General features: G+C 49.7%; 12 protein-coding genes. 8 read left to right on the forward strand and 4 right to left on the reverse strand.

Going from position 1 to position 15840, the window contains the following annotated elements:
- Positions 1 to 31 precede the first annotated feature (31 nt).
- Positions 32 to 1123, forward strand: a complete 1092-nt coding sequence (locus tag BN1044_RS10475; RefSeq protein WP_072308616.1) for an Ig-like domain-containing protein — start codon at positions 32 to 34, stop codon at positions 1121 to 1123.
- 44 nt (positions 1124 to 1167) lie between these two features.
- On the opposite strand, the gene BN1044_RS10480 is transcribed toward BN1044_RS10475, so the two are convergent.
- Positions 1168 to 2019, reverse strand: coding sequence for a hypothetical protein (locus BN1044_RS10480; RefSeq protein WP_072308617.1), 852 nt, complete (start codon positions 2017 to 2019; stop codon positions 1168 to 1170).
- Positions 2020 to 2214: 195 nt separating this feature from the next.
- Here BN1044_RS10480 and BN1044_RS10485 point away from each other — a divergent pair, with 195 nt between their 5' ends.
- Both BN1044_RS10485 and BN1044_RS10490 read left to right on the forward strand, forming a co-directional pair.
- The gene (locus BN1044_RS10485) at positions 2215 to 2676 is read left to right on the forward strand and encodes an inhibitor of vertebrate lysozyme family protein (protein ID WP_072308618.1); all 462 of its coding nucleotides are present in this window, start codon (positions 2215 to 2217) and stop codon (positions 2674 to 2676) included.
- Between the two features lie 254 nt (positions 2677 to 2930).
- Positions 2931 to 3566: a DsbA family protein gene (locus BN1044_RS10490; protein ID WP_072308619.1), complete on the forward strand. Its 636-nt coding sequence runs from the start codon at positions 2931 to 2933 to the stop codon at positions 3564 to 3566.
- Between the two features lie 53 nt (positions 3567 to 3619).
- Here BN1044_RS10490 and narL read toward each other — a convergent pair whose 3' ends face one another.
- Positions 3620 to 4282 carry a two-component system response regulator NarL gene (narL, locus tag BN1044_RS10495; protein WP_072308620.1) on the reverse strand — a complete coding sequence of 221 codons (663 nt, stop codon included), beginning with the start codon at positions 4280 to 4282 and terminating at the stop codon, positions 3620 to 3622.
- 31 nt (positions 4283 to 4313) lie between these two features.
- Entirely contained in the window at positions 4314 to 6098 is a 1785-nt protein-coding gene (gene narX / locus BN1044_RS10500; RefSeq protein ID WP_072308621.1) for a nitrate/nitrite two-component system sensor histidine kinase NarX, read from the reverse strand.
- 316 nt (positions 6099 to 6414) lie between these two features.
- Here narX and BN1044_RS10505 point away from each other — a divergent pair, with 316 nt between their 5' ends.
- Positions 6415 to 7830 (forward strand): NarK family nitrate/nitrite MFS transporter, encoded by a 1416-nt coding sequence (locus BN1044_RS10505; RefSeq protein WP_072308654.1) that lies wholly within the window; start codon positions 6415 to 6417, stop codon positions 7828 to 7830.
- A gap of 291 nt (positions 7831 to 8121) precedes the next feature.
- Here the strand turns inward: BN1044_RS10505 and BN1044_RS10510 are convergent, their stop codons facing one another.
- Positions 8122 to 8574, reverse strand: a complete 453-nt coding sequence (locus BN1044_RS10510) for a hypothetical protein (RefSeq protein ID WP_072308622.1) — start codon at positions 8572 to 8574, stop codon at positions 8122 to 8124.
- Positions 8575 to 9041: 467 nt separating this feature from the next.
- Here BN1044_RS10510 and BN1044_RS10515 point away from each other — a divergent pair, with 467 nt between their 5' ends.
- The 4 genes from BN1044_RS10515 to narI are packed head-to-tail and all read left to right on the forward strand — an operon-like array spanning position 9042 to position 15758.
- On the forward strand, positions 9042 to 12809 hold the full coding sequence (locus tag BN1044_RS10515; protein ID WP_072308623.1) for a nitrate reductase subunit alpha: 3768 nt from the start codon (positions 9042 to 9044) through the stop codon (positions 12807 to 12809).
- Positions 12806 to 14362, forward strand: coding sequence for a nitrate reductase subunit beta (gene narH, locus BN1044_RS10520; RefSeq protein WP_025799842.1), 1557 nt, complete (start codon positions 12806 to 12808; stop codon positions 14360 to 14362). The genes BN1044_RS10515 and narH overlap by 4 nt, the downstream gene beginning before the upstream one ends.
- Entirely contained in the window at positions 14362 to 15081 is a 720-nt protein-coding gene (gene narJ, locus BN1044_RS10525; RefSeq protein WP_063586649.1) for a nitrate reductase molybdenum cofactor assembly chaperone, read from the forward strand. The genes narH and narJ overlap by 1 nt, the downstream gene beginning before the upstream one ends.
- Positions 15081 to 15758 (forward strand): respiratory nitrate reductase subunit gamma, encoded by a 678-nt coding sequence (gene narI, locus BN1044_RS10530; protein WP_072308624.1) that lies wholly within the window; start codon positions 15081 to 15083, stop codon positions 15756 to 15758. The genes narJ and narI overlap by 1 nt, the downstream gene beginning before the upstream one ends.
- The last annotated feature ends 82 nt before the right edge of the window (positions 15759 to 15840 follow it).

The raw sequence follows: 15840 nt of genomic DNA on the forward strand, positions 1-15840 counted from the left end.
CGGCACCCAATTCTCATTGCAGGATGAAGTCATGAAGAAAATGTGTCTCAACAATCGTGTAGTGGCATTTATTTTATTGACCTCTTTGGGGTCGTTAGGGATAGCTTATGCTACTGACCTAACGGGGGGTACTGGGGTTATTAATGGTACGGCGCCAGTTATTTATAATGGTAAGAACGAGCCAGACAGAGTGGATTTTAGCCGTGAATATAACAATGTGGATGAGGGCGAAGAGTTAGATATTGCTGATAAAATAGAGTTAACGTGGAAAGTGACTGACGCTGAGGGCGATCAGGAAATTACACTCCCCACCGTTGAGTGGATTTGTACTGATGCGAGTAGCAATAAACATGTGTTGGCAACCGCTATAAATGAATATGTTATTCGTCCTGCAGATAAGGGTTGCACTATCGGCGTTAATATTACCCCGACCACTCTCACCGGTGTTCCACGGGAAAACGCTAAGGTCTCCATTGCCGATATTAGTTCTTATGACGACAACGACAATATTCCTACTGGCCCGGTTAACCCGCATATACTCAATATCATTAATTATATTGTTGCGCCGAATAATCAAACGGCAAAATATACTGTTCCCGCCGATGCCAAATTTCAGACAGCATATGCAGGGGCGCAAATACAAATTGTCACTGATAACGTGGCCGACCAAATTGATGAATGGACGACCAGTAATCCAGCTATTGCGACCGTGAGCGATACAGGGCTGGTTACTATCAAGGCGAAAGGGGGATTCAGGATAACGGCGCGACACAATGAGGTTAAAGCATCAATAATCTTTAATCCGCAGCTATTCTTTATCTTCAATACTGAAAAATCACTGAGCTGGTATGACGCAAAAGCCTGGTGTGAGAATCAAGGCTACCGATTGCCGACAGACGATGAGTTGTCTACAAAAGAGGGGGCGCGTGGAATTCCGAGTGGATCGCTGTGGCAGGAGTGGGGAAGCAGCATGAGTGATGCTCCACACAAGGGCGTTGTTTTGTGGTCGTCTTCTCTGGGAGTTGCGGCTGAAAATGCTTATTTTTACATGTATATATCGTCAGGACGTATGGTCTCTAACCATGCCGATGTCAGTGAAGGTGTAACGTGTATCGTGCCGTAAGCGGCCAATAAAACGCGGGGGCAGTTAATTGCCCCCGTTTTTTACTATTCAGATGTCACCAATTTAAACAATGCGGCTGCGCGTTGGACGTGCTCGGCATCAAAGCGGTTGAGCGTGAAAAACTGCTCATTTTTTCCAGGGCGGATAGCTAACGCGAGCTGCTTTTCACCTTGTTCGTTATTCAACCAGCCATAAAGATAGCTGCCAATATCAGCGCCGTCTTGCCAGCTTATAATGACCGATGTGGCTGGTGACGTTTCACCCGCAGGGCGGGTGGCAATAAAGAGCTCGCCTTGCCATAGTCCGCTAAACTCATCATCTTTTTGCAGCTTTTTACCATTAGAGGCCAATGTGGCCGCCAAGCTGTTAGCTTTCTCTTCCGTTACCGTTTTCTCAAGTATTTGCCACAGCGGATAGTCGTTTTCAACCTGATAGCAGGCGGCTCCGAGGTAATCATTAATATCTCGCCATTGCTGATTGACCGTCTCTTTCATTTCACTATCAAGAATATTGCGGTATTGCATCAGGCCACCGCCGTTTTCACCTAATTGCTGGTGGGCAATCAGTGACATTGTTCGCGGTTTGCGGCGAAACGTTGCCCACAGCAGAAACTTGGGAATACGAAAGGTAATAGCCTGCACGCTAAAACGAAAATGACCCGGACGCGTCAGCATAAAACCGTTTGAGGTGCCGCGTTTGTCCTGATAATTACGGATCATCACCAGCGGACATAGCCCCATCCAGCCGGTTAAGTAATGCTCTTTGATCGAACCGTTCAAATCCAGATCGGCCACCATCTGTGAGATCTTATCTTCTTCTAGCTTATTTAATGGGTGCGCAAGTTCTGCGCTGTGCAGGCTTTTTTCTAGCGGTGGCAACGAAGGGAGTGTGAACATGCTGGTTTTCTCTGGTCGATTCTTATGGTTGATAGCTTACCTTAAGTTGTCATACCAACGAGGATTTCCCGCTTTTTTGTCCTAACTTTCGTGGTATGGATCAACTTTTACGGTATGGCGCGGTCATATAAAATACATGTATGTTTTCTTGTTATTCGATTTGTTATAGATATTTGACTGCAAAGGATGTTGATGATGACTGATAAAAAAATACTACGAGCGGCGCTGTTAGGGGCTGTTATGAGTTTGAGCACCGCCAGCTTAGCGGCTTCGAAACCGGTCTCAACCTCGGAGCTGGTACAACAATCAGGCTATCAGCAAACATGGCAGAAGATGGTGAAAGGGCAGAAAAACTTGCCGGTATGGGCACGTAAAGGCTCTGGTACCTCAACGCCGCCAGAATGGGTAACGTGGCAAGGTAAAAAATATCAGGTTGGCAATATTTGTAAGCCGCATGACTGCGCGAATAATTTTATGTACGTGGCGTTTAGCAATGATAAAAAACAGGTTTGGGGAGTTCGTGTGGAAATAGCGGATACCCCTGACGCGCTTGACCATCCAAGCAAACACGCAAAATACCAGTGGCTGGGTAAGCCAGATAGTCAGATGAAAGCGATGCTCACCAAGCAAATTGAAAGCACGCCTGATTGGAATTAATTTTTTAACGCATTTTCGGTTGGTATTCCCCAAGGTCTGTTTATCGCTTGGGGAATACATCAGTAGATCACGTTTATGATGTGTTGCATATAAAGTATTTTCTTTCGAAACTATCAGCGAGCAATTAATAATCGTGTTTGTCTTTCTATGTCATTGACTGTGTAATAAACCGTAAAGCCAGCAGGGTTTTATAACCGTTGATGCTAACATTTTGGCCATTGTTTAACTCTCTAATGACGGTAATGTTCACAAATATGAAAAAATATCTTTTGCTGGCGCTATTCAGCACATTCTCTTTATTTTCTTTTGCATCACACGCGGCAGACTATCAGGAAGGCGAACAGTACGTAAAACTGAAAAATAAGGTACCCAACGCCCCTGCCGTAGTTGAGTTTTTCTCCTTTTATTGCCCGCCATGCAGCCAGTTTGCAAGTGTTTATAAAGTCAGTGAAGCCGTTAACGAACGCTTACCTCAGAACGATAAAGTGGTGAAATATCACGTAGGCGCCATGGGTTCGATGGGGGAAGCGCTGACAGAAGCATGGTCTGTAGCCATTGCACTGGGAGTTGAAAACAAAGTAGAGAAGCCTCTCTTCGATGCTGTGCAGAAAGAGCAATCGATAAAGAACAAAGAGGATATTCGTCAGGTATTTATTCAGGCGGGTATACCAGCCGAAGAATATGACGGCGCACTACATAGCTTTATGGTGAAATCAATCACTGCAAAACAACAAAGTGCCGTAGAGGCCTTCGATGTTCGTGGTACCCCATCATTCTATGTTGATGGCCAATATCAGGTTAAGAATGACGGAATGCAGAGTAAAACCATTGATGGTTACCGTTCTGAGTTTGCAGATGTAGTGAAATTCCTGATCGATCAGAATAAGTAGTTTTCAGTACCGTAATAAAAAGCCCGTCGATATTTTCTCGCGGGCTTTTTTGATCAAAAGACCTTTTCTTGTAATACCCATACAGCGGCTTCTACACGCGATTTTAACTTCATTTTTTTCAGCAAATGCTTCACGTGAACTTTTACCGTACTTTCGGTAATCATTAATTTACGGGCGATCATTTTGTTCGGTAAGCCTTGCGCAATCAGCTTCAAAATATCGCATTCGCGCGGGGTTAATTGCTGCACATCGCGCTCTGAAGAAGGGCGACTTTCACGCAGGCTGGCGGCTAATACCGGCGTGAGCGCTTCACTGATAACCACTTGTCCGGCAGCGGCCTGATGGAGTGAACGCAGCAGATCCTCTGGCTCCATGTCTTTAAGCAGGTAGCCATCGGCACCGCGCTTTAACGCACTGATGACGTCATCTTCATGATTCGAAACGCTAAACACCACCACGCGGCCTGATAGTGTGCGGGTACGAAGCTGATCCAGCGTTTCCAGCCCGTTCATGCCCGGCATATTGAGGTCGAGCAAAATCAAATCAGGATCGAGCTCTTCCGCCAATTCAATACCTTGTTGACCGTTGCTGGCTTCGCCGATCACCTTTAGCTGTGGCTCAAGGCTAATCAGTTGTTTCACGCCGCTGCGAAGCATCGGGTGATCGTCAATTAACAGAATCGTATATTGATCGTCTTGAGTTAATGTGGAATTCATCAATTTCTCCTCTAAACCAGATGCCGTGGGATTAGCGTAATTCCTGCGGGAATGTGACTCGTACTTCGGTGCCACCGCTCGCACGGCGTGAAATTCGGCATTCTCCGTTCAGACTCTGGGCTCTATCGCTCATAATCACGAGACCGTAGTGATTCTGTCGCTCAGGGGAAGCGCTAATACCCAGGCCGTTGTCACAAATAGACATAACGATTTCATCATCTTGTAGGGTGATGGTCATATCAACCTGCGTTGCCTGCGCGTGTTTAAGTATGTTGCTTAGTGCTTCTCTGGCAATTTGTACTAAATGAATCGCCTGATGTGATGGAACACATTTGGCTGGAAGCTGATAGTCAAAATGGATAGCAAAACCAAAGCGTTGATTAAATTCGGCGATGGTGACCTGTAAAGCAGCCAGTAACCCCGGCTCGCTAAGCTTCAGACGAAAAGTCGTCAGCAGCTCGCGCAGTTGACGATAGGCGGCATTCAGCTCTTCGCGCATCTCTTGCAGCTGGGTTTGAATATTGTCAGGTAACGCCGTGGACTGCATCTGTAAATAGCTGATTTTCATCTTTAAGCATGAGAGCGATTGGGCGATGGAGTCGTGCAGCTCACGGGCAATGGCAGAACGTTCTTCCATCACCGCCAGCTGTTGCTGTTGATCGGCCTGTTGTTCCAGCGCCAAGGTGCTGGTGATCTGTTCGGACAACGTCATCATCAGCTGCGTTTGCTCGGGCTGTAGCGTTACGCCCTCAGGCAGCTGGGCCAAAATCAAACCATAGCGGCCGCTTTGATCGTTCAAGCTCCAACTGACCGTAGAGCTAGGTTTATTTGGAACATGCTCAGAATGATTTAAACATTGAACGCAATGCGTATCAGGACAGTGCTTGGGACGCTGTGTTTCCACACAGTTAAGCTCATCAAACTGCTCGTCGCTGTTATTTTCATATAAGCGTATTTGCAGCGAATGCAGCGGCGTGAGCTCTTGCAGCTCCGTGAGCACCGGCAGCAGGCGAGAACATAACGGCGCGCGTGAATGGAGCTGGCGGCTGGCACGATATAGATACGACAAAACCTGATTTTTCTTTTGTAAATCCGTGGTTTTTTGCTCTACCAGCTGTTCGAGTTTGCCATACATCAGCGAGAGTTCGGATGACATAGCATTCAGCGTTGAACCCAAAATAGCCATTTCATCCTGATGATCGGTCTGCTGAAAACGCTGGCTGAAATTTCCTTGCCCAATTGCCTGCGACATACTGACTAACTGACGCCAAGGGTGGAGTAATCGACGGCGTAAATAGACTACGGTGCCAACCAGCAGTAACAGCGTGAGAATAATAAAAATCTTTTGCACTACGCTAACCATCGTCAAACGCTGTTCGGTTTGGTGATCGATGGCGGAAACCAGTTCATCTAAGTGGCCGACGAATTTGGCCACGTTATCTCGAGCATCGTCGGGGTGCTGTGCTGCCAGCAGCGCGGGAAGCAGATCGCCTTGCCAAGCACGCTGCAGGGCGGAAAACTGCGTGTTGAGATGCTCTTCCTTGACGGCTGAAAGCAATACCGGGCTGTTTAAATCTCTATTTAATTCATTAAGGCAGCGCTTGCTATCCGCATTAGCATTCAGCGGTACCATCGAGAGTAAACGATAGCTCTGCATTCTCAGCGACCCGGATGTGTTGATCGCGTGCGCGTTGCCTTGAATGCTCTGCGCCATCCAGCTGGAAACGCTCATTCCTGCGATACCACATACGCCAAGCAGTAGCATCAAAACGGCTACCTGACTGACGATGGAAAAACGTGCACAGAAATGTTTCATGAAAATCTACCGGCTGCGGGAAAAGGGAAAGATACCTTTGAAAAGCCTTTTTAAATCATCCTAGCCTATAACCCCATACCCATAAGGAAGTAACCCTTAATATTTGCGTGTGCCACTCACACAGCGAAGGCGCAATTATTAAAGCTTTAACCGGATGATTCTTCGGAAATATTTTTCTCATTATAGACTACTCATTAAGGGAGTTATGGCTGATTTCGCCAAATTGCTACCTTACAGCGGCTTGATTTGTATCAAGTTTGCCCACGGGCGTGATGCGTACAACTCCGCTACTAACCGGATAAAGGCAGAGGTTTTTATGACACAAGCATCCGCTCCAGATACACAATCGAAAGGGGGCGTGATCCAGGATTGGCGCCCTGAAGAGCCTGATTTTTGGCAGCAAATCGGCCAAAAAACAGCTCAGCGTAATCTATGGATTTCAATTCCCTGTTTATTACTCGCTTTTTGCGTCTGGATGCTGTTCAGCGCGGTGGCGGTAAATCTCAACAAGGTCGGGTTTAACTTCACCACCGATCAGCTGTTTATGTTGACCGCGCTGCCTTCTGTTTCGGGCGCGATTTTGCGTGTGCCATACTCCTTTGTGATCCCTATGTTTGGTGGGCGTCGCTGGACCGCAATCAGCACTATTTTCCTCATTATTCCTTGCCTATGGCTGGGATATGCGGTGCAGGACCCAACGACGTCGTTTAGCGTTTTCGTGACGATTTCCCTGCTGTGTGGTTTTGCCGGCGCTAACTTTGCCTCCAGCATGGCTAACATCAGCTTCTTCTTCCCTAAGAACAAACAGGGTGGAGCGCTGGGCTTAAACGGGGGCTTGGGTAATTTAGGCGTCAGCGTGATGCAGCTGATTGCGCCGATTGCTATTTCCATCAGCATTTTCGGTATCTTCGGGGGTACAGGTCATACCCAGCCAGACGGTAGTAGCCTGTGGTTGGAAAATGCCGCGTGGATCTGGGTGCCGTTCCTGATTATTGCCACGCTGTTTGCTTGGTTTGGCATGAATGATTTAGCCGCGTCGAAGGCCTCGCTCAGCCAACAGCTACCGGTGCTTAAACGTGGGCACCTGTGGATCTTGAGCGTGCTGTATCTCTCTACGTTCGGCTCGTTTATCGGTTTTTCGGCAGGTTTTGCCATGCTGTCAAAAACTCAGTTCCCTGATGTGGTGATCCTGCATTACGCCTTCTTTGGCCCGTTCCTCGGTGCGCTGGCTCGTCCGGTCGGCGGGGCTTTGTCCGATCGCTTTGGTGGTATTCGGGTTACGCTGATCAACTTTGTGCTGATGGCGATTTTCGCCGCGCTGTTGTTCCTGACGCTGCCAACTCACGGCGTGGGTGGTTCGTTTATTGCCTTCTACAGCGTCTTTATGCTGCTGTTCTTAACCGCAGGCTTAGGCAGTGGTTCAACGTTCCAGATGATTGCGGTGGTATTCCGTAAGATCACTATCGACAGCGTGAAAGCGCGTGGCGGTAGCGACGATCAGGCACAGCGCGAAGCCGTCACCGATACTGCGGCGGCGTTAGGTTTTATCTCCGCTATTGGTGCAGCAGGGGGCTTCTTTATTCCTAAAGCCTTTGGCACATCGTTGGCGCTGACCGGTTCTCCGGCTGGGGCAATGAAGATCTTTGTGGTGTTTTACGTCGTCTGTATTCTGATTACGTGGTTTGTTTATGGCCGTAATTTGAAAACGCTGGCAACAAAGAAAGCCCGCTAATAGGTTTAAAGTAAGATACTTAAGCTTATTTTTAGGGGGAGTACACCGATGGGGTCGTAGCGGCGTAAGCCGCCGACAACTTTGCCTGGAGCAAAGTTGAACAACGCGGAAGCGTTGCCCTTTAGGGAGGAACACATGGATGTGTTCCGTAACCGCCCCGCGGTGTGCTAGACCCGTGTATCTCGATCTTTTAAACGGTCGGTAACACGTTAATAAGTTTGCTCGTTCTAATAAAAAAGCCCCCGCTGAATTCTCGCGGGGGCTTTTTATTATGGGCGAACAGCGGGGTGACTATTCCCCATAGGCCGCGTTTAAATTGTCATTTACACGCGCTGGGTTGGTTTCTGGCGCCATCAGCGGCCCGCAGCGATAGCTGTGTTTGCCAAGAGTTAATCGATAATTACCGGCTTTATCCACGCCCCAATAAATTTCAGGGCTGTTATTGGCTGTTTCTTTAGCCAGTTCATAGCTATCGGATTTAGTGTTATGGATAGCGGGAGCATATTGGGAATATTTGTAATCGCTGACAAAGCCATTATGAGAGTAAAAATAATCCCAAGCCTTGGTTTTACGGTTAATCAAACCGATAACGGCGTGACCATCGGCCACGTTTCTCAATGTTAGGTTAATGTTTTTTCCGCATTTTTGATGCTGAATGGGAGAGCTGGTGTCTGGCTCAATGGCATTAGCGAATAAGGGAAGCGCTGCCAAAACAGGGAACATCACATATTTTATATGACTCATCAGGTGTCAATCTCAAGAGTAAAACGCGACTTCTGGCTGAAAGAATAATCCAGAAGGGAATATTTTCGGCGTGATGCTGATATGTCTGAGCGGTAAATACAATATCCCATTTTCATGTTGTTACTCTTTTTTCTTATATTTTGACGTTGAAGTATTAAGCAAAAACACTGACCTGATTGCCATCAACGACTTACCTACCCCCAAATAGTCTTGCCTAGCAAATTATCCTCAATAAAACATGCGGATTTAAAATTAATCTCTATTTTTCATTTAATTAGATGCTTTTCTGGATCTTATCCTTTGGTGGTATTTCGCGCTAATACTGGAATAGGCCCCGCATTCTGCCTTGATCGCAATCAAGTTCCGCGCGCGTAACGCTCGGTAGTCTGGCCGCAATCTGAGCAATGCATCACGCATATTTCACAATAATGACAGGGGATTTAATCCCCGTATCAGGAGAACTCCGGATGAGCAAATTTCTTGACCGGTTCCGTTATTTCAAACAGAAAGGCGAAACGTTCGCTGATGGCCACGGCCAAGAACTGAACGTTAACCGTGACTGGGAAGACGGATACCGTAGCCGCTGGCAACATGACAAAATCGTGCGCTCTACCCACGGGGTAAACTGTACCGGTTCATGTAGCTGGAAGATTTATGTCAAGAACGGGCTAGTCACTTGGGAAACCCAGCAGACTGACTATCCTCGTACTCGCCCTGATTTGCCAAACCACGAACCACGCGGCTGCCCGCGCGGCGCGAGCTACTCTTGGTATCTGTATAGCGCTAACCGCGTGAAATATCCGATGATGCGCAAGCGTCTGATGAAGCTGTGGCGTGAAGCGAAAGCTCAGCATAGCGATCCGGTAGACGCATGGGCTTCTATCGTTAGCGATACCGAAAAATCTAAAGAATACAAACAGGCGCGTGGTCGCGGCGGTTTTGTTCGTTCTAGCTGGAAAGAAGTAAACGAGCTGATTGCGGCATCCAACGTTTATACCGCCAAGCAGTACGGCCCAGACCGCATTATCGGTTTCTCGCCGATCCCTGCGATGTCGATGGTTTCCTATGCGGCGGGCGCACGCTATCTGTCGCTGATCGGCGGCGTATGCCTGAGCTTCTATGACTGGTACTGCGATTTACCGCCTGCGTCGCCAATGACGTGGGGCGAGCAAACCGACGTGCCTGAATCGGCTGACTGGTATAACTCTTCTTATATCATCGCTTGGGGCTCTAACGTTCCGCAAACGCGTACGCCGGATGCGCACTTCTTCACCGAAGTGCGTTACAAAGGCACGAAGACCGTGGCGGTGACGCCTGACTACGCGGAAATTGCCAAGCTGTGCGACCACTGGCTGAACCCGAAACAGGGTACCGATAGCGCCATGGCGCTGGCGATGGGCCATGTGATCCTCAATGAATTCCACGTTCAGCGCCAGACCGAATACTTTGCCGACTACGTGCGCACCTACACCGACATGCCAATGCTGGTGCTGCTAGAGCAGCGCGCAGAGGGGCATTATGCGGCAGGCCGTATGCTGCGTGCTTCTGACTTGGTGGATGGTTTAGGCCAAGAGAATAACCCTGAATGGAAAACCGTTGCGATTAACCAAAACGGCGAGCTTACCGCGCCGCAGGGGTCTATCGGCTACCGCTGGGGTGAGAAAGGCAAGTGGAATCTCGAACAGCGTGACGGCGTGAGCGGTGAAGAAGTTAAACTTCAGCTCAGCCTGCTCGATAACTATGACGAGATTGCCGAAGTGGGCTTCCCGTATTTCGGCGGTATTAAAACCGGCGAAAGCGATCCGTTCAACAGCGTTGAGCTGAAAGACGTGCTGCTGCATAAGCTGCCGGTTAAACGCCTACAGCTGGCCGATGGTACAACGGCGTTAGTGACCAGCGTCTACGATCTGACCTTGGCAAACTACGGCATTGAGCGCGGCTTGAACGATGAAAACTGCGCGCAAAGCTATGACGACGTGAAAGCCTATTCTCCAGCTTGGGCTGAACTGGTGACCGGCGTAAGCAAAGAAAATATCGTGCGCATTGCGCGTGAGTTTGCGGAAAACGCCGAGAAAACCCACGGTCGCTCCATGATTATCGTGGGTGCCGGTGTCAACCACTGGTATCACATGGATATGACCTACCGCGGCCTGATCAACATGCTGATCTTCTGCGGCTGCGTCGGCCAAAGCGGCGGCGGCTGGGCTCACTACGTGGGGCAGGAAAAACTGCGTCCGCAAACGGGCTGGACTCCGCTGGCATTTGGTCTGGATTGGCAGCGCCCACCGCGCCACATGAACAGCACCTCTTTCTTCTACAACCATTCAAGCCAGTGGCGCTATGAAACCGTTGGCACCGAAGAACTGCTGTCGCCAATGGCGGATAAATCTCGCTTCAGCACCAGCCTGATTGATTTGAACGTACGCGCTGAACGCATGGGATGGCTGCCTTCCGCGCCTCAGCTTGGGACAAACCCTCTGCATATCGCTGAACAAGCCCGTGCAGCAGGCCTGTCTCCGGTGGATTACACGGTGAAAAGCCTGAAAGAAGGTTCGATTCGCTTTGCCGCCGAGCAGCCGGACGATGAGAAAAACTTCCCACGTAACCTGTTCGTATGGCGTTCAAACCTGCTGGGATCTTCCGGTAAAGGCCATGAGTACATGCTGAAATACCTGCTGGGTACCGAACACGGTATTCAAGGTCAGGATTTAGGTCAGCAGGGCGGAGTGAAACCTGAAGACGTCGAGTGGAAAGACAACCCGGGCGAAGGCAAATTGGATCTGGTGGTTACGCTTGATTTCCGTATGTCGAGTACCTGCCTCTATTCCGATATCGTGCTGCCAACCGCCACATGGTACGAAAAAGACGATATGAATACGTCGGATATGCATCCGTTTATTCATCCATTGTCTGCCGCGGTCGATCCCGCGTGGGAATCCAAAAGCGATTGGGAAATCTATAAAGGTATCGCCGATGCGTTCTCACGCATGTGTGACGGTCATTTAGGTAAAGAAACTGACATCGTGACATTGCCTATCCAGCATGACTCTGCTGCCGAATTGGCGCAGCCGTTTGGCGTGAAGGATTGGAAAAAAGGCGAATGCGATCTTATTCCGGGTAAAACCGCACCGCACATCATTGCGGTTGAACGTGACTATCCAAATACCTATGCGCGCTTTACGTCTCTGGGGCCGTTAATGGACACCTTGGGCAACGGCGGCAAAGGCATTAGCTGGAATACCCAGACCGAGGTCGATTTCCTCAAACAGCTTAACTATACCCAGCCAGACGGCGCAGCCGCTGGACGTCCGAAAATCGAAACCGCGATTGATGCGGCAGAAGTCATTCTGTCATTGGCACCTGAAACTAACGGACAGGTAGCGGTGAAAGCATGGCAGGCGCTGAGCAATATTACCGGTCGTGACCACACCCATTTGGCGCTGAACAAAGAAGACGAAAAAATTCGTTTCCGCGATATTCAGGCGCAGCCGCGCAAGATTATCTCTAGCCCAACGTGGTCAGGCTTGGAAGACGAACATGTCTCTTATAACGCCTGTTACACCAACGTGCATGAGCTGATCCCGTGGCGCACCCTGAGCGGCCGTCAGCAGCTTTATCAAGACCATGAATGGATGCGTGCCTTCGGGGAAAGCTTGCTGGTCTATCGTCCACCGATTGATACCCGCGCGGCGGCACCGGTGATGGGGAAATCCCCTAACGGCAACAAAGAGAAAGCGCTGAACTTCCTGACTCCGCATCAGAAGTGGGGCATTCACTCAACTTACAGCGATAACTTATTGATGCTGACGTTAGGCCGCGGTGGCCCAATTGTTTGGCTGAGCGAAGATGACGCCAAAGAGTTAGGTATTGAAGATAACGACTGGATCGAAGCCTTCAACGCCAACGGCGCATTAACCGCGCGTGCGGTGGTGAGCCAGCGTATCCCTGCGGGTATGACCATGATGTATCACGCGCAGGAACGTATCGTGAATATTCCTGGTTCAGAAATCACCAGCCAACGCGGTGGTATTCATAACTCGGTCACGCGTATTTCGCCTAAACCGACGCACATGATTGGTGGCTATGCCCAGTTGGCCTACGGCTTTAACTACTACGGCACCGTAGGTTCCAACCGTGATGAGTTTGTGGTGGTACGTAAGATGAACCGTATCGACTGGTTAGACGAAGAAGGTAATGACTACTCACAGGGTAGCCAGCAGGAGAAAGCCAAATGAAAATCCGTTCTCAAGTCGGCATGGTGCTGAATCTCGATAAATGCATTGGCTGCCATACCTGTTCCGTGACCTGTAAAAACGTCTGGACCAGCCGTGAAGGCACCGAATACGCGTGGTTTAACAACGTAGAAAGCAAACCTGGCGTGGGCTATCCCCACAACTGGGAAGACCAATCCCAATGGAAAGGTGGCTGGATCCGCAAGATTAACGGCAAGCTAGAACCGCGTATGGGCAACCGCGTGGGGCTGCTGTCGAAAATCTTTGCTAACCCTGATGTTCCGGGATTAGACGATTACTACGAACCGTTTGACTACGATTATCATCATCTGCAAAACGCGCCGGAAAGTAAGCATCAGCCGATCGCGCGCCCGCGCTCGCTGATCACAGGTCAGCGTATGAAGAAGATCGAAAACGGCCCGAACTGGGACGATATTCTGGGCGGCGAATTTTCCAAGCGCGCCAAAGACCAGAACTTCGCCAACATGCAAAAAGAGATGTACGGCCAGTTCGAAAATACTTTCATGATGTATTTGCCACGCCTGTGCGAGCACTGTCTGAATCCGGCGTGTGTGGCAACATGCCCAAGCGGCGCGATCTATAAGCGTTCGGAAGATGGCATTGTGCTGATCGATCAGGACAAGTGCCGCGGCTGGCGCATGTGTTTGACCGGTTGCCCGTACAAAAAAATCTACTTCAACTGGAAAAGCGGCAAATCTGAGAAGTGCATTTTCTGCTATCCGCGCATCGAGTCTGGGCAGCCAACCATCTGTTCTGAAACCTGCGTAGGGCGTATCCGCTACCTCGGCGTATTGCTGTATGACGCAGATAAAATTGCCGATGCGGCATCGGCAGAAAATGAACAAGATCTGTATCAGCGCCAGCTGGATATCTTCTTGGATCCTAACGATCCGGCGGTGATTGAACAGGCCTTGAAAGACGGCATCCCGCAGGGCGTGATTGAGTCTGCGCAGAAATCGCCTGTATACAAAATGGCGATGGACTGGAAGCTGGCTCTGCCGCTGCATCCTGAATATCGCACGCTGCCAATGGTGTGGTATGTACCGCCGTTGTCGCCAATTCAGTCGGCGGCCGATGCCGGTGCTTTGCCACATACCGGTGTATTGCCCGATGTTGAAAGCCTGCGTATCCCCGTTCAATACTTGGCTAATCTGCTGACCGCGGGCGATACCGCGCCGGTGCTGCTGGCGTTGAAACGCATGTTGGCCATGCGCCACTTCAAACGTGCCGAAACCGTTGACGGGGTTATCGACACCAGTGCGTTGGAGCAGGTGGGATTAACCGAGGCTCAGGCGCAGGAAATGTATCGCTATTTAGCCATCGCGAATTACGAAGATCGCTTCGTGATCCCATCCAGCCATCGTGAACAAGCGCGTGAAGCGTTCCCTGAAAGCAAAGGCTGCGGGTTTAGCTTTGGCGATGGCTGCCACGGCAGCGATACCAAGTTCAACTTGTTTAACAGTCGCCGCATTGATGCTATCGACGTGACGCAGAAAACGCCGCGTGATGCCGATATTCATGGGGAGAAAAGCTGATGATGACGCTGCGTATTATCGCTCGTCTGCTGGATTATCCCGATGAGGCATTGTGGGAAAATCGGCAAGAGCTGGTGGAGGCATTAGATGATGCCAGTGAATTGACGCTGGCGCAGTCGGTGCAGTTGCTGACCTTTATTAGTGATTTTACCCAAAACGATCTGATGGACGTTCAGGCGCAATACTGTGAACTGTTTGACCGTGGTCGGGCGACGTCTTTGCTGTTGTTTGAACACGTACACGGTGAATCCCGCGATCGCGGTCAGGCGATGGTCGATCTGATGGCACAATATAACGCCGCAGGTTTAGAGATCGACAGCCGCGAGCTGCCTGATTTCCTGCCGATGTATCTTGAGTTCCTTGCTAGCCGCGATAGTGAAACGGCGCGTCAGGGATTGTTGGACATCGTGCCGATTCTGGCGTTATTGGGCGCACGTCTAAAAGATCGCCAAAGCCACTATGCCGTGCTGTTTGATCTGCTGCTGGCAGTTTCAGGCACTCACGTCGCCAGTGAACAACTGAGCGATAAAGTTGCGCAGGAAACGCGTGACGATACGCCGGCGGCATTAGATGCGGTGTGGGAAGAGGAACAGGTGAAGTTTCTGGGTGAAGAAGGCTGTGCTTCGGCACAGCAGAATGCCCATCACCGTCGTTTCGCAGGTGCGGTTGCGCCGCAGTATCTCAGTTTGGACGCCACGCCGGTGGCAGGAGAACGCTAATGAATTATCTCAACCAGTTCTTTTTCGATATCTATCCGTATCTGGCGGGGGCAATTTTCCTGATTGGCAGTTGGATCCGTTACGACTATGGACAATATAGTTGGCGTGCGGGCTCTAGCCAAATGCTGGATAAAAAAGGCATGCGTCTGGCGTCTAATCTTTTCCACATTGGGATTTTAGGTATTTTTGCTGGGCATTTCCTAGGAATGCTAACGCCGCACTGGATGTATGAATCATTCCTGCCGGTGCCAATTAAGCAAAAAATGGCGATGTTTGCCGGTGGTGCCTGCGGCGTGATGATGCTGATCGGTGGCGTTATGCTGCTTAAGCGGCGTTTAATGAACCCTCGTGTGCGTGCAACCTCAAGCGTGGGCGATATTTTAATTCTGACGCTGTTGGTGGTTCAGGTGTGCTTAGGGCTTCTTACCATTCCTTTCTCCGCCCAGCATATGGACGGCAGTGAAATGATGAAGCTGGTGGCGTGGGCACAATCTATTGTGACATTCCATACCGGTGCGGCTACGCATTTAGACGGTGTTGCGCCGATCTTTAAGCTGCATATCGTATTGGGAATGACGCTATTCGTGCTATTTCCGTTCTGTCGTCTCGTGCATATCTGGAGCGTTCCGGTTGAGTATCTCACCCGTCGCTATCAGCTAGTACGTAATCGACATTAATATTAAACCGGATAAAAAACTCCGTATGTCATTAAGAATACGGAGTTTTTTTTTTGCGCTCTAAAAATATTGTGATGGCCCA

It is taken from the genome of Hafnia alvei, from assembly GCF_900095695.1.
Taxonomy (GTDB): domain Bacteria; phylum Pseudomonadota; class Gammaproteobacteria; order Enterobacterales; family Enterobacteriaceae; genus Hafnia; species Hafnia alvei_B.